Annotated in this window: 17 protein-coding genes; 3 read left to right on the forward strand and 14 right to left on the reverse strand. The window is 60.3% G+C overall.

The genetic code is table 11. The annotated features are described in order from the left end of the window. Positions 1-833: 833 nt before the first annotated feature. A complete protein-coding gene (locus ACR65K_RS16895) occupies positions 834-1,526 on the reverse strand; it encodes a DUF8453 domain-containing protein (protein WP_440154178.1) in 693 nt (230 codons plus the stop codon). A 211-nt stretch (positions 1,527-1,737) separates the two neighbouring features. Between ACR65K_RS16895 and ACR65K_RS16900 the strand changes: the two genes are divergently transcribed. Continuing rightward, the gene (locus ACR65K_RS16900; RefSeq protein ID WP_440154179.1) at positions 1,738-1,950 is read left to right on the forward strand and encodes a hypothetical protein; all 213 of its coding nucleotides are present in this window, start codon (positions 1,738-1,740) and stop codon (positions 1,948-1,950) included. Positions 1,951-2,742: 792 nt separating this feature from the next. Here the strand turns inward: ACR65K_RS16900 and ACR65K_RS16905 are convergent. The 5 genes from ACR65K_RS16905 to ACR65K_RS16925 all read right to left on the reverse strand — a co-directional run bounded on the left by ACR65K_RS16905 (position 2,743) and on the right by ACR65K_RS16925 (position 10,685). Beyond that, complete coding sequence (locus ACR65K_RS16905; RefSeq protein ID WP_440154180.1) at positions 2,743-2,985, reverse strand: hypothetical protein; 243 nt, start codon at positions 2,983-2,985, stop codon at positions 2,743-2,745. A 508-nt stretch (positions 2,986-3,493) separates the two neighbouring features. After that, positions 3,494-4,933: an amino acid permease gene (locus ACR65K_RS16910; protein ID WP_440154181.1), complete on the reverse strand. Its 1,440-nt coding sequence runs from the start codon at positions 4,931-4,933 to the stop codon at positions 3,494-3,496. A gap of 245 nt (positions 4,934-5,178) precedes the next feature. Next, the gene (locus ACR65K_RS16915) at positions 5,179-6,525 is read right to left on the reverse strand and encodes a purine-cytosine permease family protein (RefSeq protein WP_440154182.1); all 1,347 of its coding nucleotides are present in this window, start codon (positions 6,523-6,525) and stop codon (positions 5,179-5,181) included. A gap of 96 nt (positions 6,526-6,621) precedes the next feature. Further along, positions 6,622-8,628, reverse strand: coding sequence for a hydantoinase B/oxoprolinase family protein (locus tag ACR65K_RS16920; protein WP_440154183.1), 2,007 nt, complete (start codon positions 8,626-8,628; stop codon positions 6,622-6,624). A 2-nt stretch (positions 8,629-8,630) separates the two neighbouring features. Continuing rightward, a complete protein-coding gene (locus ACR65K_RS16925) occupies positions 8,631-10,685 on the reverse strand; it encodes a hydantoinase/oxoprolinase family protein (RefSeq protein ID WP_440154184.1) in 2,055 nt (684 codons plus the stop codon). 153 nt (positions 10,686-10,838) lie between these two features. On the opposite strand from ACR65K_RS16925, the gene ACR65K_RS16930 reads away from it, so the two are divergent. Further along, complete coding sequence (locus ACR65K_RS16930; protein WP_440154185.1) at positions 10,839-12,440, forward strand: PucR family transcriptional regulator; 1,602 nt, start codon at positions 10,839-10,841, stop codon at positions 12,438-12,440. Between the two features lie 202 nt (positions 12,441-12,642). Here the strand turns inward: ACR65K_RS16930 and ACR65K_RS16935 are convergent, their stop codons facing one another. The 8 genes from ACR65K_RS16935 to ACR65K_RS16970 form a co-directional block, all read right to left on the reverse strand. Further along, complete coding sequence (locus ACR65K_RS16935; protein ID WP_440154186.1) at positions 12,643-13,842, reverse strand: amidohydrolase; 1,200 nt, start codon at positions 13,840-13,842, stop codon at positions 12,643-12,645. 1,211 nt (positions 13,843-15,053) lie between these two features. Then, positions 15,054-15,272 carry a hypothetical protein gene (locus ACR65K_RS16940; protein WP_440154187.1) on the reverse strand — a complete coding sequence of 73 codons (219 nt, stop codon included), beginning with the start codon at positions 15,270-15,272 and terminating at the stop codon, positions 15,054-15,056. Continuing rightward, positions 15,272-16,480, reverse strand: coding sequence for an acetyl-CoA C-acetyltransferase (locus tag ACR65K_RS16945; protein ID WP_440154188.1), 1,209 nt, complete (start codon positions 16,478-16,480; stop codon positions 15,272-15,274). Before ACR65K_RS16945 ends, ACR65K_RS16940 begins: the two co-directional genes overlap by 1 nt. 71 nt (positions 16,481-16,551) lie before the next feature. Next, the gene (locus ACR65K_RS16950) at positions 16,552-17,655 is read right to left on the reverse strand and encodes a 3-hydroxyacyl-CoA dehydrogenase family protein (protein ID WP_440154189.1); all 1,104 of its coding nucleotides are present in this window, start codon (positions 17,653-17,655) and stop codon (positions 16,552-16,554) included. Positions 17,656-17,673: 18 nt separating this feature from the next. Next, positions 17,674-19,185 (reverse strand): aldehyde dehydrogenase family protein, encoded by a 1,512-nt coding sequence (locus tag ACR65K_RS16955; RefSeq protein ID WP_440154190.1) that lies wholly within the window; start codon positions 19,183-19,185, stop codon positions 17,674-17,676. Continuing rightward, positions 19,182-20,384: an acyl-CoA dehydrogenase family protein gene (locus ACR65K_RS16960; protein WP_440154191.1), complete on the reverse strand. Its 1,203-nt coding sequence runs from the start codon at positions 20,382-20,384 to the stop codon at positions 19,182-19,184. The genes ACR65K_RS16955 and ACR65K_RS16960 overlap by 4 nt, the downstream gene beginning before the upstream one ends. Then, positions 20,368-21,627, reverse strand: coding sequence for a CaiB/BaiF CoA transferase family protein (locus ACR65K_RS16965; protein ID WP_440154192.1), 1,260 nt, complete (start codon positions 21,625-21,627; stop codon positions 20,368-20,370). Before ACR65K_RS16965 ends, ACR65K_RS16960 begins: the two co-directional genes overlap by 17 nt. Before the next feature lie 34 nt (positions 21,628-21,661). Further along, positions 21,662-23,050, reverse strand: a complete 1,389-nt coding sequence (locus tag ACR65K_RS16970; protein ID WP_440154193.1) for an aminotransferase class III-fold pyridoxal phosphate-dependent enzyme — start codon at positions 23,048-23,050, stop codon at positions 21,662-21,664. A gap of 94 nt (positions 23,051-23,144) precedes the next feature. On the opposite strand from ACR65K_RS16970, the gene ACR65K_RS16975 reads away from it, so the two are divergent. Beyond that, positions 23,145-24,584 (forward strand): PucR family transcriptional regulator, encoded by a 1,440-nt coding sequence (locus tag ACR65K_RS16975; protein WP_440154194.1) that lies wholly within the window; start codon positions 23,145-23,147, stop codon positions 24,582-24,584. The last annotated feature ends 141 nt before the right edge of the window (positions 24,585-24,725 follow it).

Raw genomic sequence — 24,725 nt, forward strand, 5'->3', positions numbered from 1 at the left:
GATGAGGGCAAAAGAAAAGGACCGTCCAAGGGACGGTCCTTCGAGGGAGGGGTCACGATTTTGAGGTTGACTTAGGGTGTAAAGGTTGGCTCCTTTCTGTGCTGTGCTTAAAAGAAAAGAACCCCTGCTGTTGCAGAGGTTCGAAGGTTGTTGAACAGTATGCGCCGTATGTCGTTACCAATTCAACGGCGATGATCACATGGACTGAAGGTTTGCTATCTGACTGCCCATACGAATCATGATGGAGGGTGGAATCAATAGGATTTTGGTTACGCGTAACAGCGCACGTTGTATCTACTTTCTACGTTAGCAGTCGCTCCAAATTTAACTGTCCACGAAGATCATCAGCAGTGTTTTCTGGCCTTCGCAGTGAGAATACCCGTACGGCAGGCAGGGGTTTTTCTTGAGCTATGCCCGATGTTCCCGGGACTTCCGTGTCACCTGCAAGTCGAGGGTTCGGGGGGACTATCGCCAGGCAAATTCAGCGCCACGGGATCGGCTTGCAGCTCCAGTCTTCGATGCTGCAGAATCGGATCTTGCGCTGGGAGGAGGGGCAGCTCCTTTTAACTTTGACTGTACTGGATAGTGTCAAGTTTCTTGCGTACGCGCCTCGGGCCCTGGGCTGATGATCGCTCATTTCCCATGGGAGCATAGCCAGAAAAATGAAGGTGCGGACGGTCGTCTTGCATGCCTTTGGGATGGCTTGAATGTGGACCGATGCCGTGACATGGGCAAGGTCACACACAAGAAATGTCTCCTACTTCTAAACCTAGAAGGGGCTCACCAAATCCGTGTGCGTACGGACAATCCAGCCGGGGGTCCATAAGCCCCTTCTACTGGCCTCTTCGCAGTTCGTTAAGGGCCTGCACGATCTCCCGCATCTTATGCAATTCTTCCGTTGGTTCCTTGAGCTTCACGCCGGCAGCGGGCTGCGGCGTTAGGCCGAGAACAGAAGGATTGAGATGAAAAGTCTCCACGTACTGGTGAGGATTGGGACCACTGCCGAAATAGTTGACCGTGAGGTCCACAGGGATATCAAAGCCCGCTGCCCCGCTCGAGCCGGCCTGGTCTCGCGGCCCCAGAAACCAATATGTCCTGATACTGGTATCGGGCGGCAAGATTTGCGGGTGCATAAACATGGTCCGCAGGGCCTCGGTCAGCGTGTCCGACGCCGGCCACTCCGAAACTGTGATGGTCAGGTTACTTGCGGATGAGCGCCCGGAATTTCGGACAACGAGGTCCCAAGCGTTATATCCTCCGATACTGGGAACGATCCTTGCGTAAACGTAGGGCCGGGTCTGCTCTACGCTGTCCTTCTCCATCTGCTCGTGGGCCCGCTTGCTTTGGTCTAGGGTGTCTCTGGCTACACGCCAAGCAAGCACGGCGCCGACCAAAAGACCGAAGGACAAGATGGCGGTGGCGAGAGTTGCGTAGGCAGACAACCAAGCAGCATCTGCGGCTGATTGGGCTATATCAGCCGAACGCCGGGCGAGCTCTTCGGGATCCGTATCAATGATAATTTGCACGGCCCCAGCCTAGACCGGGCCGCGTCAGTCTCACGGGCAGCAGCAACGCGCCCCGGACTATCATGTACTTCGTAATCGGGCTCCAGGTCGGCAGGGCTTTCCCGTAGGCGAGCCATGGACGAGATCCTGGACACTTTCACGTCCCGCGACGACAGCCCATAAGCGCGACAGGTACTCTGAGCAGCAAACACTTCGAGATGGGGGACGAATGATGGCTGATTCTGAGCTTGCATGCACGGTGGACGGCTGTGACTATGCCGGCACATTCCGCTTGGGCGCGGGAGACAGCAGTACCTACCTTGGCTGGATGCGGGAAGAGCACCCGAATCATCCGCGCAACCACTCCGCAGGCCCGCGAAATGTGAAGCCGAAGGAACTGGATCTGGAGATGGAGCTCGGCCGGGACGGCGAGCTGAACTTCTAATCCGGCTGCTTGAATATCGACTGGGGATTCCTTGAGTAACTCATCTGACAGCTTTTCCAACAGCCTGGAAAATGTCGCCCGGGCCGCAAGAGCGGCCTCGCCTGCCGCATATAGCTTTGGCCGCCTACGCTCCGAAGCTAGCGGCGGGGTGCCCCTCAACGGTGCTAGTTACCAGGCGGCTCCCCCGCCGCCGGCGCCCACGCGTTATCAAGCTGCGGAACAGCTCCAACATTTGGAGGAGACCAAGGTTCTACTCGCTGCACTAAACCAGACCATCCAAAACGCTGAGGAAGACCGAAAGCGCGTCGACCAAGATCGCACGCAACAGTCACTCTTCAACAAACGGATGACAATTGTGGCTATTGCCTTGTCCCTTGCAGCGGTCGTGGCTCCGTTCCTGATCTACTTCCTGGAGCACGGCTGGTGGTGGGAGGGTTACCGCCCGTAGCAAAAGCAGACTTGAGGTCAGCTCGCCATTGAAAGCCGCTGAATCCTTCGGTAATTACTTCGACGGGATTACTGGGTGAGCCCAGTGGCCGTTCCCAATGCTGACATCTGACAGGCCTGATGCTATGACCACGAGTAGAGATTCGTGATGCATGAGCGGATCACCGTTCCAGAGTCGGGGATGAACAAGGCGGTCGACGAATTTATCAATGTCAGCTTTACAGAATCGCTGTTATCGGCTCTTGAACAACGGGAGTAGAAGTAGCTGCGACGACCCCCAATGAAGGGGGTTTGCATCTCATCCAGCACATGTCCGGAGGTACCTCAGGCCAGTGATCAGGGCGTTTAGATCGAGTCGAAATACGGAATCTGAGAGCGGTTCATGGGTGCGACCAGAGTCACGCTGGGTAAGGGTTGCTGGGAAGTTCGGGGCATGGTGGCCAAGGTTCCGGAGTTGAAGATGCGTTCGGGTGCGTTGACATCGAATGCTGAGCCGAAGATGAAGGCTTCGGGCGCGGTGATGGTAGGAATGATGCGGTCTTCGGGGAAGCGTATGTGGAGGAGCCCCGTACAGACTTCTTCGTACACGGCCAAGGTCTTGGGGCATCTGTCACCGGGAGGACTGCGATGCGCGGGATCAGGGGCTCGTGTTTGGCGAAGGCATCGCGGTAGCTGAGGGCCCCAGCAGTGGAGGGTGTCTTCCTAGTGGGAGCTTCTGCAGCAGGAGACGTTGACCTGGGAGATGAGGTGTTCTTCGAGCATCCGCAGGAGGTCCTGTTTGCATACGACGTGGTTGTAGAGCGGACTTAGAAGCAGTAAGACTGCTGGCCAGGCCTACCATCGTGGGTCCCTCATACCCGGATCCATTGATGAGCGTGAGGGCTGCGACCGTATTTTCTCGGCTGTGAGTACTCCGCCTGGCGGCCGTCCCAGCGGTAACCGATGTAAGCCGGCCTCCCCGGACATGACAGTCCGGGGAGGCCGGCCTTTGATGGCGAGCTTGTTAGGGCCCGTCACGGAGGGCTGCCGTGGCGCGAACAAACTGACCAGGCTGACTCGCCTTCTCCCAAACTGGGATCGGCGTTGTTTCGGGGTTTCAGTCGTGGATGGTTACTTCGGTCCGTGATGAGGAGGCCCGTCGTACGAAAGGGTATACGACTAACAGTGTTGCCAGAGCGCCGAGACTTAGCCACACTTGAGCCGCATTGTCCGGGCTTGCGGCCATCAGGATCACTATGAAGGTGATGCCTGCGAGCACGACGATGTTGAGCCAGGGGTGTAGCCACATCTTGAGCTTGAGTGCGCTCCGCTCGGCTTCGCTCATGCGGTTACGAAGCCGCCACTGCGTTACGGCCACGAAGGCATAAACAAAGAGCGCGACGCAGCCAGCAGAATTCATAATGAAGTCGAAGATCATCTTGGGTGCGATGTAGTTCGCGCCGATTGCGACGTAACCAACGACAGTAGAAAGCAGGATCGCTTTCCACGGCACGCCGGCTCGGTTGCGGTCCTCGACCCAGCGAGGCGCGTGGCCACGTTTGGAAAGAGCGAAGAGCATTCTCGATCCGGAGTAGAGGCCCGAGTTCAGGACAGACATCGCAGCGGTGAGGACGACAGCATTCATCACTTGATCAGCTGCAGGCAGCCCGAAGCGTCCGAAGGCGAACGCAAACGGACTTGTCTGAGAGGGCAGTTCGTCCCAGGGAACCATCATCAATAAGAGCGCCACGGAGCCGACGTAGAAGAAGAGGATACGCCAAACTATAGTGTTGGTCGCCTTCGCGACCGACTTGGCTGGCTGCTCTGACTCAGCCGCGGCCATCGTGACGATCTCCGTGCCGAAGTAACTGAAAATAACGACGGTGACGCCGCTGAAGACGGCCGCCCATCCATGCGGCATGAAGCCGTGCGCCGTCAGGTTGGCAACGGAGCCGGTCGAGTTGGGAAGCAGTCCTAGCACGTAAAGCGTCGCAAAGGTAAGGAATACGATAATGGTTGAAACCTTGATTGAGGCGAGCCAGAATTCGGTTTCACCGAAGGACCGCAACGACAGCAGGTTGCTTAAGGTGAGCAGCAACATTCCGGTCAACGCGAAGGTCCAGTCTGGCACCAGTGGGATCCATTCGTGCAGAATCCGCCCAACAATAACTGCCTCGAAGGCGACAACACCGACCCAGAAATACCAGTAAAGCCAGCCGATGGTAAAGCCGGCCCACTCGCCCAGTCCCTCCCGGGCATACTCCATAAAAGAGCCAACAACTGGCCTGTTCGTGGACATCTCGCCCAGCATCCGCATAACGAGAATTACGAGAACTCCCCCTATTGCGTAGGAGAGTAGCGCTGCAGGGCCTACGGCACGAATGACCGTTCCGGATCCAACGAAGAGGCTGGCACCGATTATCCCGCCGAGCGCGATCATAGTGAGGTGCCGGGGCCGAAGGCTGCCATGAGCCTGGGACGCCGCTGTCCCGTTCTCTGGCACTTGAGTGGCCTGGGCGGCAGTGAGTTCAGAATTTTGCATCGTCGCATCTTTCATTACTGGTGTTCGTAGATGGCGTGACGCCAAACACGTTTCGTGACAGTGTCCACGACGATGAAGATGGGCACTATGGATGGTCTGCACGCCTCTGCCTCGAAACGTTGTGCAAAGCGGACAGACTCAGCTCTTCCCCCGAGTCGCCTAACTGATTTTTCTACTGCATTCCAGCTGGAACTCCACCACCCAACGCTGTGCGGTGGAGTTCCAGGCTGGTGACAACTCTGTTGCCGCTGAGTGGTCTCCTAGTGAATAGCGGGGTCCAACTCTTCATCGGCTGGATTGATGCTTTCAGCTGAACTCATCAGTTGCGGCGGAGAGAGCTTATAGGCACCGTAATAAATTCCGGCGGCTAGAACCATGGTAATCAACGGCGTGAGCTGGGCCACGACCGGCCATATCGTTTGCTCCGTGAGGGCGATTCCGGCTGCCGACGCGATCACCCAAGCGGCTGCTCCAGGGCTGACTGCTGTGAGGTTGGTCGGCCGGATATCTGGGACAAGATCCTGTTTTTTCCAGTTGAAGCCAATAAAGACCAGTGCAATAGCAACCCACGCCGTCACGAACACCCCTTGCCAGGCCAGTGCCTTGAGAAGGTAACTCAGAACGTCGGTAAGCATCAGCGAGAAGGCAAGGGCGCCGCATACGACAACCCAGACAGAACGTGGCAGGTTGAGCTTGAATACGCGGCTGGCGAAGGCTGACAGGTTTTCTGATGCCAGAAAATAGTTTGCCGTGTTTATGCGGGTCTGTGAAATGAGGATAACGAGTAGCCCGACAAAGCCCAGTGATGAGATAAATGCCTGGACCACGCCTGTCTCTGAGGCTTCGAGTTTCCACGCGCTCATGATATAAATGCCGACCAGCCCGTTCAGACCGAACGTGAACGCGTAGAAGACCCAACCGAATGCCACCGTCCCCAAGAACTTTTCGTCACGCTGACGTCCTAACCTGGCGTAGTCGAAGGTGTACATCATCATGATGTAGACGCCCATGTAGATAAGGTACGAGGTCAGCCAGCCGGGGAGGGCTGAGGAAGCAGCAGCGGCACCGATCCAGTCGGTGGGGACGCCTTGGATCATGGTTGAGGCTACGACAACGGCGATAAGGCCTGCGAGGTAGAGCGGCAGCAGTAAACCGTTGAGCTTGTCAAGCCAGTTCTGCACACCGCCCAACGCCAGGGGAACGGCGTAGATGACCACGATGGCGTACCAGATGACCATGCTGCCGCCGAAGTATTGCTGGAATGCGACGGCGATAATGGAGCCTTCAAATACTGCATAGTAGAGGGCCGTAGCCGCGAAGATCAGCGACGCCAGCGCGGAGCCCACCAGACCAAAGAGGGTGCGTGAGAAAAGACTGACGGTTAGTCCGGTGCGGGCGGCAAAGCGGGAGAGCACCAGATTGATAACACCGTACGTGATGATGGTCAGCACCATGCCGATGATGGTGTTGACCACCCCGACTGCGCCGGCGGAGGCGACCGCGACGTAGATCCAGAACATGGCAGAGAACACTGCCCACCAGGCCATCGTCAACGACCATTTGCCGGCCCGTTCAGTGGCAGGTAGAACGTAGTTTGAATAGGACAATTTAGTGCCTTTCAGATCTGTTCAGGGGGATGGGGATACAAGCGGGCCCGCCGACGCGATCAGCGCCGGCGGGCCCGGTGTTGGTCAGGTTGCGATTTAGTGCCAGTGCGACGAGGAACGTTTTTTCATGCTCTTGCGGAACTCTGAGGTGGTTTCCGGGAACAGTTCTCCGGTGCCCCAGTCGAGAATGACGCCGTGGCGGCGGATCACATCAAGGATGTCGATCTCTCCGCCCCGGTATTTCTCGGCGACGGCGGCTGGGTCGGCGATCAGCCACCCGTGGCGGTCTTCGCGGATTTGCTGGCGTAGCTGCGTGCTGGCAGCTTCGTCGACCTCGAACTGGTCAAGTTCGCGGTCGATCTCCCGGATGATCACCCCGTAGTCTTTTGCGGCCCGTCCGATGGATACGTACTCGTCGATGACGTCTTCGAGTACTTCGTTGAACGGGCGGTCGAGGGGGTCACCGTAGCCTCCGCCGCCAGCGGACGGGCGTGTGAATGAGTCCCCCGAGTGCAGAGGAACCGCCGAGAAGTTGGAACCAAGGAACTTCTCCTGGTCTGTGCCCTTGTTCATCCAGACGCCGTGTGGGATGGAAGGGAGACCGCCTTCGATGCCCCAGGTGATGGAGCGTGCGCGGTCACAGCAGTAGCTGACCACTGTGTTTGTGGCGTCAACTAAGGTGCCGCCCTTTTCGATGCCAAGGCCGCCGCGGAACCTGCCTGGCCCGCCGGAGTCGGTTCCGATCTGGTGCACCGTAGTCAGGACCGGCGACAGCCGCTCCTGCCCTTCGATGGGCTGGACCGCCAAGCCGGGGCCGAAGACAGGGGCGGTGGCACTGGACCCGTCCTTGGAGGCTCGGCCGCCCCAGCCGCCGGCCATCCAGTCGTACCACATGAAGTAGGGGTTATCGTCGGTGCGGCCGTCGCGGCCACCTACCAGGAGGTACTCGAGGTTGAACGCACAGGCCATGGCTCGCTCGGGCATGATCTGGGACCACAGCTCGAAGATTCCGTTCATGAGTTTTTCATAGGGGCCGGAGCAGAACCCTGTGACGGCGTAAGGCCAGCCGGCGTTCACCACGGTGCCTTCCGGCCCGATTTCTGCGTCGACGGCGGCGTAGAAGCCGGAGTTCAGCGGAACGTCGGGGAAGAACGTCTTGGTGCCGGCGTAGATGGCCGAGTGGGTGGTGCCGTAGCCGGAGTTAAGGAAGGTTTCGACGGCGGGCGCTGAGCCGGTCAGGTCATAGTGGATGCCCTTGCCGTCCAGCGTCAGTTTGATCTTGATGGGCACCAATCCCTCGCCCTTGCCCGGGTCGAAGTCGATGTAATCGGTGGTCTCCCACACTCCTTGGGGCAGGGATTCCAGGCGACGCAGGACGATCCTTTCGACATAGTCCTGGGTTTCCTGCATTGCGGCTACGACGGTCGTCTTGGAGTATTTCTCGACCAGGCGGAGGACTTCACGCTCGCACACGGCGGTCGCTTCGGATTGGGCGTGGAGGTCACCCATTGCCTGGCGTGGGGCGCGGGTGTTGGATACCAGGAGTTGGGCGACGTCGTGAAGGAAGACTCCCTTGCTCCAGATCCGGACGGGGGTGATCCTCAGGCCTTCGCCGAAGTGTTCCTTGGCGTTGACGTCAAATGAACCAGGGACGTTGCCGCCGATGTCGGCCCAGTGGCCCTTGTTTTGGGCGAAGGCAATGATTTCTCCTTCGGCGAAGATCGGCCTGATGAAGCTGACGTCGTTGAAGTGTGTGCCGCCTCGGTAGGGGTCGTTGATGGCGAACACGTCGCCGGGGTGGATGTCGTTTTTGAATTCATCGATGACCGCCTTGCACTGGAAGTGCAGGGTGCCGACGTGCACGGCGATGTCACCGCTGCCTTGCATTACGGTGTTTCCGTTCGCGTCGCAGAGGGCCGAGGAGAAGTCCCGGGAGTAGATGACGAAGGAGTAGCAGGTCCGGAGGATCTGCTCGCTCATCAGGTCTACGCTGGTGACGAAGGCGTTTTTGAGGACCTCGAACGTTACGGGGTCAAGACCCGATGCCTGTCGTGCACCGGTGTGCGCGACGTGGAGGTCTGGCATGGTGATCACGTCGGTCATGATTAGGCTTCCTGCTCGTCTTTGAACTCTGTGAGGTGGATCCGGATATTGAGCCATTCGTCGATTTCCGCAGTGGTCCGCGGTGGTACGACTGTCGTGGAGTCAAGCTGGTCGATGATGGCGGGACCCTTGAAAGTTGCGCCGGCGCCGAGCTTGGTGCGGTCGTAGACGGGCGTATCGACCCAGCCGTCCTCACCGAAGTACACGGGCCGGATTGAATCAGGATCGCCTGGCCCGGCGACCCGCTTCGTTGCAGGGGCGAAGGATGGCTTAGGCGTTTTGCCTATAGCGGAAAGCTGAAGTTGGTAGATTTCCACTGGCTGGTCATCTTGGCGGAACGCAAATTCGCGTTCGTGCTGCTGATGGAAGCTCTGGATAGCTTCTTCAAGAGCACCGTCGCCTGTTCCCATATTTACGGCCAGCGAACGCCATTGTCCCTGGTAGCGCATGGAAATAATCCGCTGCAGGATCGAATTCTCCGGGGCCACACCTTCATGGCGGAGCCGAGCGGTGGCCTCCGTTTCGAGCGCCTTGTACCTGCTCTCCAGATCCTCCGGATCGGCTTCGGCGGCGACGGCTGTGTACATCGCGGACAGGTCGTGCCTAATGTCGACCAGGAGGCAGCCCAAGGCTGATGTGACGCCGGGGTTGGGCGGGACGACGACGGTGGGAATGTTGAGCTCCTTGGCGACTTCCACGCCGTGCAGGGCGCCGGCGCCGCCGAAGGCGAGCAGCGCGAAGTCACGGGGATCATAGCCGCGTCGGATGGAAATCAGCCGTACGGCGTCGGCCATGTTGGCGTTCGCGACCTGGAGAATGGCATGGGCCGCTTCCGCTTCGCTCATGTCCAGGGGTTCGGCAATCGCGCGCTTGATCGCAGCCTGCGAGAGGCCCCGGTCCAGTGTCTTCGCGCCGCCGGCGAGGGTGGACCCGAGCCTGTTGAGGACCACGTTGGCGTCGCAGTTGGTCGGCTCTTCACCGCCCATGTTGTAGCAGGCCGGTCCCGGGTCAGCCCCCGCAGACTGCGGGCCGTTGCGAAGTGAACCGGCAATGTCGATGTGCGCAATCGAGCCACCGCCGGCGCCGATGGTAAGAACCTCGATGCTGGGGAAGACGATGGGATGGCCGTATTCGACCTGCCATTCCTTGGTGATGCGAAGCTCACCATCGGAGACCAAGGCAATATCTGTAGAGGTGCCACCCATGTCCAGGCTCACCGCGTTTTCGAAACCACACTGCTGGGCAATGTGCTTCGCCGCAATGGCACCGGCAGCGATGCCGGATGCGGCCAGGCGAACCGGGTAACGTTTGACCATCCGTGGGGTCATGGAGCCGCCGCCGGAGTGCAGGAGCAGCAGGTCGCCCTCGTAGCCGCCGTTTTTGAGTTCATCGGCGAGACGACTGACATAGCCGGACACCAGAGGTCCCAGCACGGCGTTGGAAACGGCTGTGTTAAAGCGATCGTGCTCAAAGATTTCGGGCAGGATTTCGGCCGAGGTGGAGACAGTGGCGTCCGGAAGTTCCTCTTCCAGAATCTTCCGCATTCGGATTTCGTGCTCGGCGTTGGCGTAGGAGTTGATGAAGCAGACAGCCACGGTCGTGACACCTCGTTTGCGGAGCACCGCGGCCAACCGGCGGGCTTCTTCTTCATCCAGGGGGGTGACGATGTTGCCGGAGTAGTCGACACGTTCAGTCACCTCGAAGCGGTCGCGGCGGCGGATGTAGGGGCCGCTTACGTCGTTGTAGGCGTCCCAAAGGTCATCCTTCGTACCGTCCCGAATCTCGAGGACGTCTCTGAATCCCTTGGTCGTGACCATGGCTGCGGGGGGAAAGTTGCGGGTGATTAGAGCGTTCGTGGCTACCGTGGTTCCGTGTGAAAACAGGGACACGTCCGCAAGGTTAACCTCTGCGCGTTCCACACCGCTCAATATTGCCAACATGGGGTCTGCAGGGGTGGACGGGACCTTGGTAACGCGCATGCGTTGGGTTTCTTCGTCGAAAATGCAGACGTCGGTAAATGTTCCCCCGACGTCGACGGCGACTCTAACATTGGACATCTATGTTCCTCCAGGGGTGCTGCTGATTGGTATAAACAACGATCCCTGTGACCTGAATCTCTGTCACTGGCGGAACTAAAATTAAAGGGCAGCCACCATTGTCAGAATTACAATCAGTCCCAGCGCACCGTTGTATGGGAGCTAGGAGGCAGCATGCCCGACAAATCTCCCGTCACACTTCATGACGTGGTATCCGAGCCACACCTGGGCCTGGCTCCTCTGGTCCCGGGAAACCCCGCCGCTGTCGTAACAGGCGCCCACACAAGCGACATCCACAATCCGGCAGAGTGGCTTGAACCAAAAACAGTGCTGTTGACCACTGGATTAAGGTTCGTCAACGCCGAACAAGACGAACAGCTGGCCTCGAGGCTTGTCGAAGACCTTTCCAAAGCCGGCGTGGTGGCACTATTTTTCGGCATTGGAGTGTACTTCGATCAAGTGCCCGTGAAGCTGCTTTCAGCCTGCAAACAAGCTGGCTTCCCGTTGTATACAGTGGCGCCTGATGTTCCCTTCTACCGTGTAGAAAGTTTCATTAACCAGTCACAAGCGTCCCCTGACGCTTATCTGCAGAAGAGGGCGCTCTGGCTAAGCAACGATCTGCTGCAAAGCATTTCTGCCGAAAACCCCGTCCACGCCCTCATTGTCAGACTGGCCATGGCTTGTAGGGGTACAGCGGTGCTGTACGAGGATTCCGGCCGCATTGTCGAATCCTCCGGAGATGGCCCGACTCACTTGATCTGGAAAGAGTTGCGTAACGGCAGCAACACCTCTGAACCCCTCGTGATAGGCCAGTGGGGCGTCATGGCTCGGCCGTTGGTGCTTCGAGGTGATGGCTTTACACTGGCGGTGGCCAGCCGGAATCACCGGGTGCTGAAGGATCTTGGAGACGTACTGCTGGAAACTACGCAGCGGCTCCTGGCGGCAGTAAACGGGATCGCTAGGTTTTCAGATTCCAGACAACGGCACGAGAACACGCAGTTGTTGACCGTACTGCAGGACGGCATCCCGGTGGCCCGCGAATTCAGGCATTGGGAGCGGATGCGGGCCTTCCGATTTACCCCGTACGAGCCCTTACGTGCCGTTGTTGCGGCAAATCTTGATCAGGAGCCGATCAGCCCTTCCTTTACCGAACAACTGCTGAGACAGGCTGAAGTGAGTGGTCTTGGGCTTCTGTTGGCAGAGAATGGGCGGACCCCGGAGAGTCCTCCCGGTTTTCACGCCGTGGTCTCGAACTCATCAGCTTTGGACGCGTGGTTGGAGTTGACGGATAGGTCCGTCTTTGTCGGTTTGTCTGAACCCTATTCCGATCTTGCGCTAACCCCTGAGGCCTTCCGAGAAGCAGAAGCAGCTGCAGGTATTGCACGCAGGCAAATCCTAGCGGCCACAGGCGCGGGCTTGGGGATCTATCGGGGGATCGTCCGTCTAGACGAAGTGGACCCCTCCACTTGGCTCCTTGCTCGCCGACAGTCCCCACAGGACAAGGACAAGCTAAACAGATTTGTTGCACCACTGAGCAGCGACAGCGAACTCAAACAGACGGTCATCTGCTATTTGGTAAACGATCTGGACGTTGCCAAGGTCGCCAGCATCTTGTTCGTCCACCCAAACACTGTCCGATACCGGTTAAAAAAGGTTGGAACCTTGGTGGGAGGGTCAATTTCAAGCTCACGAACGATCGCCAACCTATACCTGGCCTTTCACGACGACATAGTCGCCCTAAGCCAAGCCACTCACGTAGTGCACGATGACTTGTAGGGAAACGTAAGTGGCAACCCCAGACCGCGGGGCTCCATGAGGGAGGTCCCGTTTGGGCGTGACTTGGAACATCATGGCCACCGGCTGGTGGAGTCCAGCTGGAACGGGCCTAGGCGCGTTCGTTAAATGCCTCGGAGTGTCACTGGGGTGGTGCCCAGTCGCTGAGTCGGAAGGCTAGTGCGTGCGGAGCTTTTCTGGTATCTCATGACTGCTTTTTGCGGTTCGAAGCGTGAGGGTTGTAAGCCGATTTGATGAAGTGTTCTCGTTCGCTGGGTGTGGTTGCGGCGCCTGCGATGGTCCAGGCCAGGGCAGTGGCAGCCTCGAACATAACGCTGTACGCTTCAGGCGTGTCGGCGAACGCTGCGAATCCGTGTGAGTGAATTGGTACGTTCGCGCCGGGAATGCTCAGCCAGGGATGCAGAGTGGGAATTACCTGGGACACGTTGCCCATATCGGTTGAGCCACCACTCATGCCGGCGGAGCAGGTTGTGTCCTTACCGAATGTGCGCATAGCTTCAGTCCAGTGTGCAGCCAGGGCGTTGTTCTGCATCAACGGCTGGTAGACGGGTTCTGTCGCCTCAATGCTCAGCGTTGTTCCGGTGGATAATGCGGCTCCTTCAAAACAGGCGAGGACACGCTCGAGCAAGGCTTCGTAGTCGCCGAGGGTGAAAGCCCGGCACTCAAATTCGACTACCGCCCGCTCAGGGATGATGTTCGTTGCGATTCCGGCCTCAGCGACATATAAGGCTATTCGATGGTCGCCGGGAACTTGCTGGCGCAGTAAACCTACTGCGACTTGGCTCAGCACAGCCGCATCTGCTGCGTTTATCCCCAAGTGGGGGGCTGCTGCTGCATGGGAGGCTCTCCCAACAAACGTCGCTCTGTACCTGCCCATTGCTTGGGCGCTGGAACCGGCCGGGTTGTACGTCATCCCGTCCTGGACAGGATGGACCATCAGGGCGAGGCTGACACCGTCGAACGCTCCACGTTCTAAGAGAAGTGCCTTACCGCCGCCGCTTTCCTCAGCAGGTGTCCCGATCGCCTTCAGTTCAATGCCCAGTTCGTCAACGTAGGGTCGCAAGGCAAGGGCAGCGGCTACCGAAGCACCAGCAACCAGGTTGTGCCCGCACGCATGTCCAATGTTCGGGAGTGCGTCGTATTCCACGCACAGTGCGACCTTCAGCTCGCCCCTTCCGGCTGTGGCTGTGAAAGCTGTGGGGAGGCCACCAGTGCCAGGCGCAATTTCGAAGCCTCCTTCAGCCAGGAGCGCCGCAGCTGCCTTGGACGAGCGGACTTCCTCGAAGGCCAGCTCGGGGTTGGTATGAATTTCGTGGGCCAGTGTCTGGACCCGCGGCTTCCACTCCTCGATGCCCTCTGCGAGGGCGATGCGCAGACTTGCCATGACCGTTGCTGGCCCTCCTAATTCCATGAGTATCGCCTGCTTTAGCAGAACACAAACGAGTCGACCTTAGCCCTCTCAGAGAGTCGAAATCCGAGTCTCCGCAACTTTGGAGTGGCGCTAGGCGTCGTACCTGAGCCATGCCCAATATGTAAATAACCTTCAATGTGTTGGTGCTGCCGGTCGTTCGGTACAAGCAAAAGCGGATGTTTTGACGAACTATACGGTGACGAGGGTTTGTGGCCTCCTTACGATCGTGGCATGGCCTGAGTTAAGTGCAGGATCAGTTCAGGCATTCACAATTAGAGGCACGCTGAAGGAAGGGGCGCTCATGCAGCTCCAGAGGACCCGTCCAAACCGTTTGACTATCGCCGCAAAAACAGGACAGCACGCCCCTTCTAGCGGTTGGTGGGGACCCGAAGATGATCCCTTGCAGGTCCGATATCTGCAGCAGGGAGAAATGATGCCGGCGCTCCTTGGCGCACAGACGTTGTGGATCCTCCAACGCGAAGCCCCCTTCGTAAATCCGAGCTCCTGGAGCACACACTCCTGACATCCAACCCCACAGCTCCTTCCCTTCGGACCTCCATTTCGAGAAAAGGCAAAGTCATGAAAAGCAGGACTCTCGTTCAAAGCAAAAACACCTCTCGGCGCCTCGGCTCGCCTAGAGAAGTGCCGGGCACTCCCCCGTCGTCTGGTGATGTGCAGCTGGCCGGGTGGGTAAGTTCAGCTGGAAAGGAAGACCGCCTCGACGTGCGTCCTACCTCGGCACGGCGGGCATACGACCGCCAGAATCGGTAGTAGACCTGTAGAGGGTTTCAGCAGCTCATTTGTGCCTGCCGCTGTCCACCTGCCAAGCGCGCTCTTAGAGTCCACTAACTCAAATACGTCGTTGTCGTCCTCACCAATAGCGTTTACCGTCTGGTGTGCCCGCGCTCCTGGCTCGTCCACAGGACCAGGGTTCCCTGACACGGTTACACCAACGGATCTGGGCTTCAGTTGAACGACCCGCTGTTGGGCTGATCACTCCATCCCAGGTTTTCGCCGGGCTCTCTGAAACTGTATCCGGGAGGATATGCTCCCTACGATCGCTACCGATCCTGGTTTCCAGGCCGGGTTGACGGTGATGACTAGGGCCTTGCCGGCGCTGCGAGCTTGGTAACAAGGAGCCACGGACCGCTGCCACTCAGCCAATTGCTGCTGGTGCCCTCGAACTAAACCCAAAGCTCGTAGCCAAGATCTTTATCGAAGTACTGCCGGTGCTCAGTGGCATCGGCCGCCAACCATAGGCCTGAACCGTCTGGCATTTCTTCTTCCACAATCCCCCGGCGAATAACGCGGACATTAGAGCGGATCTCAACGACATCTCCCACACGGCTCTGCCAATCTGCGGTCGGGCGGAGGTGTGTGACGGTATTCCACTGCTCGAACATCAGCGTTCCAGGAGCAGGGCGTCGCCCTGGCCCCCGCCTCCACAGAGTGCAACCGCGGCTCGGCCGGTCTCCCGGCGAATGAGTTCGTGCACTGCCGTGACGACCAACCTGGCACCTGAAGCCCCGATTGGGTGCCCAATGGCAATCGCGCCACCATGTATGTTGATCCGGTCATCGGGCAGACCAAGTAGTTCAGCGGAATGGGACGCAACTGAAGCGAAGGCCTCGTTGATCTCAACCACGTCGAGTTCTTCGGCTGTCCAGCCCTCGCGCTCCAGTGCCCTTCGGATGGCATTAGCAGGCTTATCGGGAAGGGACGTGTCAGGACCGGCGATTTGGCCGTGGGCCCGCAGCGCTGCGATGACGTCCCACCCATGCCTCTGAGCAGTTTCCCGGGTGGTCAGCACGACTGCCGCGGCGCCATCGGTCAAGGGGGAAGCGTTGCCCGCTGTCACCGTCCCATCCGGGGAGAAGGCGGGGCGCAGCCGGGCCAGGGACTCCTGTGAAGCGTCAGGACGGATGCCTTCGTCCAGGCTCACTTCAAGGACGCCCTTTCGGGTGGGAACCTTCACCGGGATGATTTCCTGGGCCCACACTCCTGATTCCTGCGCCGCCGCTGCCCGTAGATGGGAGTTAACGGCTACGGCGTCTTGTGATGCCCGTGAGATACCCAGTGCCGAGTTCGCACGGTCAGTAGCCAGGCCCATGGCCTCGTGGTCGAATGCGTCGGTTAAGCCGTCATGGGCGGCTGCATCCACTAGGGTGAGCGCTCCGTAGGCATTCCCCGTCCGGGTTTCTGCGACGAGGCGGGGGGCTTGGCTCATGGACTCCTGGCCGCCGGCGACGACTACGGTTGCGTCGCCGAGGCGCAGCATTCGGGCGGCCTCGATAATGGCCGACAGTCCCGAGAGGCACACTTTGTTCACTGTGACCGCCGGTGCACTCAGGGGAATTCCCGCAGCGGCTGCGCTCTGCCGGGCGGGATTTTGACCGGCCCCTGACTGGAGAACTTGTCCCATGATGACGGCATCGACAATGTCTGCCGGGACGTCGGCCTGTACAAGGGCACCAGCGATGGCTGCTCCGCCCAGTTCAACTGCGGAAAGTGGTGCCAGTTGGCCCAGCAGGCGTCCCTGGGCGGTGCGGGCTGCGCCCACAATGACGACGTCCCTTGGGTCGGTCGATCGGAAGGCGGTCTCTGTTTTCAATTAATGCTCCGGGTTTCGATGGTGGAGACGGCCGGAAGTAACTTCGGGTGGCCGTTCTTCGGTCATGCAGGTCATGTTGTGAGGAGGCGGGTAAGACCGCCGGACGGGAAATTGGCACCGAGGATCATGCAGCGGTCGATGTCCCCCCAGGTGGCGACGACTCCCTGGTCCAGCATCAATTGGGCTTCTTGGGCCAAGGCGTCGCGGACTCGACGCCGCACCCGGTCCGGGTCCACTTCATGCGGCTCCGGGGGCAGTATCAGGGCTGCCGGCGGTACCTTGCCGTTTTCATCGAAGAAGCCCGGCAGCCCGGCCTCGACTACCGCAGTGAGAGAAGCGGACCGGCCGAAACGATCGGGGTAGGCGCGGTGCAAGGTGTCGCAAATGTGCCGTTGTACTGCGGGACCGATGTACCCGATTAGATGCAGGGGGGTCATCGGCAAACCCCATGTTTCGAGGGAACGGTCAACGGTGGTGGGGTCCCCGCCTTTGTCGATTTCGGCGAGGATTTCGCTGAACAAGCGGGTGAGGAGCCTGTTGACGACAAAACCAGGCGTGTCAGCGACCGGTACGGCTGTTTTGCCCAGCCGTTCGGCAAGATCCCCCGCGGTCAACAGGGCTGCATCGGATGAGAACGGAGTTCGGACCAGTTCGACCAGCGGGAGGACAGCGACAGGATTGAAGAAATGGAACCCGAGCACCCTTTCGGAGTGCCTGAGGCCACGTCCCATGCCGGTGACCGAAAGCGAGGATGTGTTGGTGAGCAGGAGCGCATCGGGCGCGATGGAGTCCTCCAGCTGCCGGAATACGGTGCGTTTCGTTTTTTGGTCCTCGAAGACCGCCTCGATGGCGGCGTCGCACCCTCTGAACCCCGAAGGATCCGTTGTGCCGCGGATCAGCCCTGCGATTTCTGCTGCCTCGCCCGGTTGGAGTCTGCCTCGATACTCCTGCCTTTCGAGGTGCCCGTGGATCCGCTGAAGGGCGCCGGATACTCGGTCCGCGGAAAGATCGCTGATGAGGACCGGGACGCGGAGTTTCTCCGCGACCAGCAGCACGAGCTGAGTTGCCATGAGACCTGCGCCAACGACGCCGAAGGTTTCAATCGTTTTCGGCCGCCGAAGGTTGTCGGCAGAGACGGGCACGGCGTCGGCCGTTCGTGAAAGTGTGTGAGACATCTGATCCTGCTTCCGTTCCTACCCTCGGAGGTAGACCGTTGTCGTGTGTGTGTAGAAGTCTTTTGCCGCGCCACCTTGTTCCTTTGGCCCGAGGCTGCTTTTCTTTGATCCGCCGAACGGCACATGGGGATCTGAACCGGCAGATTCTGAATTGAGATGCAGGATGCCCACATCGAGGGCTTCGACTGCTTCCAGGGCTGTCGCCAGATCACGGGTAAACACTGCCGCGGACAAGCCGAGCTCCGATTCTTCTGCCAGACCGAATGCCTCTTCCGTGGTCGCGGCCCGGCGGACCGCCAGGACGGGGCCGAAAAGCTCTTCTCGCCAGGCGAGGTTGGCAGATCCGGCTTGGCCCGCAGGGAGTTCGAGCACCGTGGGGGCGATGAAGGCGCCGGGAGTGCGGGCAAAAGGATTCTTTGGAGACGTGCCGGCGACGGCAACGGCACCGGCTTCTACGGCTGTGTCGATTGCGCTCGTGATCGACCTGCGCGCCGCTTCGTTGATCAGAGGCCCCATCTGTACTTCCGGGTCAACCGGGTCCCCGGTCTGCCAGGTGCGGAGGCGGAGCGTGAGGCGCTCCAGGAATTCGTCGGCGATGGAGTCTGCGAGAATGAGCCGTGAGGTTGCGGTACATTTCTGTCCGGTGGAGCGGAACGCCCCGAAAAGCACCTGCTCCGAGGCTAGATCCAGATCAGCATCGTCCAGGACCAGCGCCGCGTTCTTGCCTCCCATTTCTCCTTGCATGGGAATCCCCCGGACGGCAGCCTGGGCTGCCAGTGCGCGTCCGACCCCTGACGAGCCGGTAAAGGACATGGCGTCTACGCCTGGGCTCTGAACAAGGGCTGTCCCGAGGGGGCCGGGGCCAACGATCAGGTTGAGTACCCCGGCGGGCAGCCCGGCGTTGACGAGAGCGTCGGCAAAGCGCATGGCGAGAAGCGGGACGGTCGAAGCGGGTTTCCACACCACCGCGTTCCCGTGCACCAGGGCGGGAGCGATCTTCCATGCCGGGATGGCGATCGGAAAATTAAACGGGGTGACGATGCCCACGACGCCCAGCGGCTTACGCGTTACGAGGATACGTTCCCCGGGCCGGGGCGAAGCAAAGTGTTCCCCGGCGGCGCGGTCACCCTCGGCGGCGAAGTAGCGCAGGATCTGAACTGCACGGAGCACCTCTGCCCGTCCCTCGGTCAGGGTCTTGCCTTCTTCGCGGGAAAGTTCGAGGCCAAGTAGCTCGGCTTGCGACTCCAGGGCTGCGGCCGCGCGAGACAGGACCGCACCCCGTTCGTGGATCGGTGTGCGGCTCCAGGCCCGCTGTGAGCCGCGCGCCGCCAGGACGGCTTTGTCGAGATCCTCAAGGACGGCAACACCGCCTTCGGCAACTACCTCCTCCGGGCGGCTGGGATTGACAGAGGTAAGGTGTCCGCCGTTGCCTGGTACCCAGTTTCCGTCGATGAGGAGCCTGAGCTGCACCGTCCCCGCCGCACCGGGGGCGGTGTCTGGCGTGTCGGGCGCATCAACGGCGGCAATCACCGAAAGGCTCCTATACCTGTTAGCTTCTGGCCGAGGATGAGGGTGTGGACCTCGTCAGTGCCTTCGTACGTACGAACGGATTCAAGGTTGTTCGCGTGGCGAAGGGGCGAGTGTTCGAGGGTTATCCCGTTGCCGCCCAGGATTGTGCGTGCTTCACGGCAGATTTCGATAGCTTCCCGGCAGTTGTTGAGCTTGCCCACGCTGATCTGATGGTTCTGCAGCTTGCCGGCGTCTTTTAGCCTTCCCAGGTGCAGAGCGAGAAGGAAGCCCTTGTTGATCTCCAGCGCCATGTTCACGAGCTTCTGCTGGGTCAACTGGTAACCGGCCAGGGGCCGTTCGAACTGAAGCCGATTCTTGGAGTAGTCCAGCGCATCTTCAAAGGCGTCGCGCGCGGCACCCATGGTGCCCCAGGCAATGCCGTAACGTGCTTCATTCAGGCAGGTAAAAGGGCCGCGGAGGCCACTGACATTCGGCAGGACCGCGTCGGCAGGCAGGCGCACGTCGTCCAGAGCGATGTCACATTGCACAGAAGCGCGCATTGATAGCTTCGGCTGAATTGGGGTGGCGGTAAAGCCACGAGTCTGGGTTGGTACAACAAATCCGCGCACGCCGGTGTCTGTCTGCGCCCAGATAACCGCCACCTGGGCTATGTTGGCGAGTCCGATCCACCGCTTGGAGCCGGTCAATATCCAGTCCTCGCCGTCGCGGCGGGCAAAAGTGGCCATGGCAGAGGGGTCTGAACCGGCAGTGGGTTCCGTCAGGCCAAAGCAGCCGATGACGGTGCCGGCGGCCATCTGGGGAAGCCATTCCTCTTTCTGTTCCTCAGAACCGTGCTTGGAGATTGCTGACATGGCCAGAGAGCCCTGGACGGAAACGAAAGTGCGGATGCCTGAATCACCGGCCTCGAGTTCGGCAGCGGCCAACCCGTAGTCCACTGCGCTTCCGCCGGCGCAGCCGTAACCTTTCAGATGCATTCCGAGCAGGCCGAGTTTGGCCAGATCAGGGACGATTTCCAGCGGGAACCGGGCCTCTTCATACCAGCTGGCGATGTTCGGTTTGATTTCCTCCCGAACATAATTCCGGACCCGGTCGCGCAGGGCGATTTCCTCGTCCGTGAGGAGGGTATCGAAGGAGATCAGATCCGAGGGGTCGAGTGCGGTAGCGGCCTCGACGTCGGCGGAACTAGGGGCGAGAGTCATGATGTGGTCCCTCCTGGGCATAAACGACTTCTGAATGGGCGGCACTTTGAGGGGTGTAGGTAAACGTTTTGCTTTGGGGGTGGTTCCGTAGCCAGTCCAGCACGTCTGCGGTGTGCTCACCGAGGGCGGGTGGAGCTTGGGTCCGGGCGGGCAGTGCCGGCGTCCAGGTGATCGGATTGCGGATCTGGCGGCCTGTAACCTTCCCGTCGGCGTCATGGACGTGAATGGTCGGCTCCAGGCCCAATGATTCGGCGTACGCGATGCCTTCACCTATGCCGGCCACGCGGCCGGCCGGTACTCCCACAGAAACCAGCCGGTCCTGCCATTCCTTCGCTCCAGCGTCCGCGAGCCCGGCTTCCAACAGTGTGACGAGCTCCCGCCTATGCCTGACCCGCGCAGAGTTGGTGACAAACCGGGGATCAGCGGCAAGCCCCGGATTGCCGATGGCGCTGCAGAGCTTGGCGAACTGCGAGTCGTTACCAACGGCAACGGCCAGTGGGTCATCACCTGTGGCAAGAAGTTGATAAGGGACGATGGAAGGGTGGTCATTGCCCAGCCGGGTCGGAGTAACACCGGCGCCGAGGTATGCCTGACCCTGGTTGGCAAGGGCGCCTTGGAGGCTCGATAGAAGATTGACTTCGATCCGCCTGCCCCGACCCGTGGAATTACGCTCGGAAAGGGCGGCGAGGATGCCGATCGTGGCGTCTTTCGCTGTCAGAACATCGACCAGAGCGACGCCGACTTTACAGGCGTCGCCCTGCGGGTCACCGGTAATACTCATCAGTCCGCCGACAGCCTGCACAATGAAGTCGTATCCGGGCAGATCACGACCGCCTTCCGAGCCGAAACCCGAAATTGATGCGTACACCAGCCCGGGGTTCTCCTCGGCCAGTGGCTCATATCCGAGGCCCAGCTTGGCGAGTCCTCCCGGTTTGAAGTTCTCCACCAGGACGTCGGCGCGGCGGGCCAGTTCCCGGGCAAGCTCCAGGTCCTCCGGGTCGGTCAGGTCAAGGGTGACGGATTCCTTATTCCGGTTGACGCTTTCGAAGTACGTCGCACCTGTCTTTGAGGAAGGTGGCGCCCACTGCCGGGTGTCATCTCCGGTTCCGGGGCGCTCAACCTTGATGACCCGGGCACCGAGATCCGCCAGGGTCATGGTCGCGAGCGGACCGGCGAGCACGCGGGAGAAATCGGCGACGACGATCCCCTCCAGTGGCGCGCCGGATCCCGCGCCCGACCTCATAGCTGACCCCGCCGGGTCCACCTTCCCCGGAAAATCATGACAATACCGACCGAATGGATGCCTCCAGCACCGCAAGGCCCTCATCAAGGACGTCCGCTTCGATCCCAAGCGGAGGCAGCAGCCGGATGATGTTTCCGTTGGTCCCGCAGGTAAGAGTCAGGACACCATGAGCGTTGGCTGCCTTCGCGGCCGTGGTGGCAAGGTCTTTACGAGGCCCGGAAGCATCTCGGAATTCGATCGCCATCATCGCACCCCTGCCGCGAACGTCTCCGACGCCGTCAAGCTCAACGAGCGGCTCCAGGCGGCGCCTGACTGCGGCTTCAATGGCAGTGGCGTTCTCCAGAAGCTTGCCGTCTTCGAGGAGTTCGAAGACAGCCAGAGCGGCCTCACAGGCTACAGGGTTGCCAGCGTAGGTCCCGCCGAGACCACCGGTGTGGACGGCGTTCATCAGCTCGGCGCGGCCGGTAGCGGCCGAAAGCGGCAATCCACCGCCAAGAGCTTTCGCAGACAGTGTGATGTCGCCGGCAATACCTTCGTGCTCGGAAGCGAACAGCGTGCCGGTGCGGCCCATTCCGGCCTGGATCTCATCGATAACCAGCACGATGCCGTGGCGGGTCGCGATTTCACGGATGCCTTCGAGGAACCCGGGGGCCTGGACAATGAAGCCGCCCTCGCCCTGAATCGGTTCGATAACCATAGCGGCGAAAGTCTCCGCCCCGTGTTCTGCCAGAAGCGCCTCGATCTGTTCCAGGGCCTTCCCCGGCCCGTCAGGAGAGGTGTGTGCGGGCGCCGTCGGTCCGCGGAAAACTGAGCCCGGCAGAGGTCCGAAGTTGAGCCGGTACGGATTCTCCTTTGCCGTCATCGCCATCGTGAGCTGGGTGCGGCCGTGATATGCCTCGTCGAAGACGAGAACGTTGGGCCGGCGCGTAGCCGACCGGGCGACCTTAATAGCGTTTTCTACAGCCTCCGCGCCGGTGGTGAACAGCGCGGTCCGCTTCTCGAAGTCACCGGGGGTGTGCTCGTTGAGCCACCGGCAGACTTCAACGAAGGACTCATATTCGGTCACCATGAAGCAGGTGTGGGTGAAGCGCTCAAGCTGGGCGGCGGCGCGCTTGGCCACCTTCGGGTTTGCAGCACCAACGCTGGTCACGGCGATGCCTGAGGCGAAATCAATGAGATGGTTTCCGTCAACGTCGACGAGCAGCGCGTCCTGCGCGTGGTCAATGAACACGGGCAGAGTGATACCAAAAGCGTCGGTGACGTGCTGGCGGCGTTCGGCCTCCAGCTCGCGGGAACGCGGGCCCGGAAGCTCGGTGAGCAGGCGGCGTGCTGTGGCCTTAACGGCGGCCGGATCTTTGGCCTGGTTTGCGGCGAGTTCTGATGTGACAGTCATAGGTCCTCCTCGTGTGGTGAAATCCACCATAGGGACAGTCCCATGACGTGTCGTTGGATGATTCGTCCAAAGATAATCAGGGATCAGTCCCAACGTACAAAAGACGGTCACCTATGATTTACCTATGATCACCCTCGCGAGGCTTGTTGAGGCTGCAAAGCGCGACCTGGCGCCCTACTGGCCCATTCCGCTCCCCCGCGTCGAGCTAACGGGCGTGCACGTCTCCGAGCTGGAGGATCCCACAATGTTCCTCTACGGCGGCGAGCTTCTCCTCACTGTCGGACTGCAGCTCACCGGTCTTGACGGAGATGCGCGCCAAGAGGCGGCTAAGAACTATGTGCAACGTCTGGTGGAAGGCGGCGTAGCTGCTCTGGGTCTGGGCTTGGGCTCAGGACATGCCATGGTGCCGGACGAACTACGGGCGGCATGCGTGGAAGCTGGCCTTCCTCTTCTGACTATTCCCCGCGAGTCCCCGTTCCTGGCCGTGTCGCGCGCATACTGGGAACTTGTCAGGCAGGGCGGCGAAGCCGAACTCACCGCTCTGTTAGGGCTTCAGGTGGCACTGACGCGGGCCGCCGCACAGGATGACGCGGAACCGGAGATTGTCCGGGAATTGTCCCGCGCCCTGGGGACTTGGGTTGCATACCTGCCTGAAGGCGACGGGGCCCCATCCTCGGCTGCCAACGGTGCTGAACTCCCGCCGGGACTGCTGGCCGAACTCACACGGGAATCTGCTATTTTGCGTAACGCGCGCCGGGGTGCCACCGGCAATATACAACTGGCCTCCGGTGTTGCTTCTCTCTACCCGGTATCTGACGGTCCGGCCGCCTCGGGCTACCTGGCGTTAGGCAGAAGCGGGCAACTGGCTGCTGCAGAGCGGCACTTGTTCCTCACCGCATCCACGCTCCTGGCGGCCAGAGCAGCCGGACAGCGCAACGCAGCGGCCGAGCGTCGACGTGCTGAGGGTATGCTCGCAGCGCTGGTCCTGGAAGGACACGACGATGCAGCCCGGCTCCTTGCAAAGCAGATGGACTCTGACCCGCTACCGGAAACAGCCTTCGTCGCCGTCCTGCCCGATAGCGAACCGCTGGCGGCACAGCACGCCCTGTCGGGGCTGGTACTTGAGCGTTCCGGTGTCGTATTTGTGCTTCAGGCAGCCTCGAGCCCTTATCCGACGCTGCCGAAAGGTGTCCGCGGTGCATGGGGTGGACCTATGCCTCTGCGGCGCCTTCACGAAATCGGATCGCAGGTGGCCGAGGTCGCCGCTTCAGCGCCCGCCGGGCAGCTGATACGTGTTGGTCACGGTCTCGACCTGCCGGCAGATGAATGGGTGGACGAGTTGGCCTCCCATCCCGGGCAGCTACTGGAAACGGTCCGCTCCTACCTGGCGCACCGCGGGCAATGGGAGGCGGCCGGCCGCGAACTGGGAGTGCACCGGAACTCGGTACGCTACCGAATTGCCCAGGCAAAGGAACTGCTGGGGGTTGATCTGGATGACCCCGACGTTGCAGCCCAGCTCTGGCTCGCCCTTAGAGGCCGCTCCCAGGCGACCCGGAACGACTAAGTCGCACCGCCACCCCCGCTGGCCGAACCACCGGCCACTGGATGAAGCGACCCCGATAAGCTACTTATCCTGCGCCTAGATGGGGCCTCTCCCAATCGCGGTTACACAATGCGCGACGCACAGCTTTGACGCTTCGTACAA

The organism is Arthrobacter sp. SAFR-179 (assembly GCF_059414945.1).

Coding starts and splice junctions, on each gene's coding strand:
- ACR65K_RS16900 (WP_440154179.1), top strand. CDS start 1,738: ATGGCTGATTCTGAGCTTGCATGCACGGTGGACGGCTGTGACTATGCC.
- ACR65K_RS16910 (WP_440154181.1), bottom strand. CDS start 4,933: ATGAAAGATGCGACGATGCAAAATTCTGAACTCACTGCCGCCCAGGCC.
- ACR65K_RS16920 (WP_440154183.1), bottom strand. CDS start 8,628: ATGACCGACGTGATCACCATGCCAGACCTCCACGTCGCGCACACCGGT.
- ACR65K_RS16925 (WP_440154184.1), bottom strand. CDS start 10,685: ATGTCCAATGTTAGAGTCGCCGTCGACGTCGGGGGAACATTTACCGAC.
- ACR65K_RS16930 (WP_440154185.1), top strand. CDS start 10,839: ATGCCCGACAAATCTCCCGTCACACTTCATGACGTGGTATCCGAGCCA.
- ACR65K_RS16935 (WP_440154186.1), bottom strand. CDS start 13,842: ATGGCAAGTCTGCGCATCGCCCTCGCAGAGGGCATCGAGGAGTGGAAG.
- ACR65K_RS16940 (WP_440154187.1), bottom strand. CDS start 15,272: ATGTTCGAGCAGTGGAATACCGTCACACACCTCCGCCCGACCGCAGAT.
- ACR65K_RS16950 (WP_440154189.1), bottom strand. CDS start 17,655: ATGTCTCACACACTTTCACGAACGGCCGACGCCGTGCCCGTCTCTGCC.
- ACR65K_RS16960 (WP_440154191.1), bottom strand. CDS start 20,384: ATGACTCTCGCCCCTAGTTCCGCCGACGTCGAGGCCGCTACCGCACTC.
- ACR65K_RS16965 (WP_440154192.1), bottom strand. CDS start 21,627: ATGAGGTCGGGCGCGGGATCCGGCGCGCCACTGGAGGGGATCGTCGTC.
- ACR65K_RS16970 (WP_440154193.1), bottom strand. CDS start 23,050: ATGGTGGATTTCACCACACGAGGAGGACCTATGACTGTCACATCAGAA.
- ACR65K_RS16975 (WP_440154194.1), top strand. CDS start 23,145: ATGATCACCCTCGCGAGGCTTGTTGAGGCTGCAAAGCGCGACCTGGCG.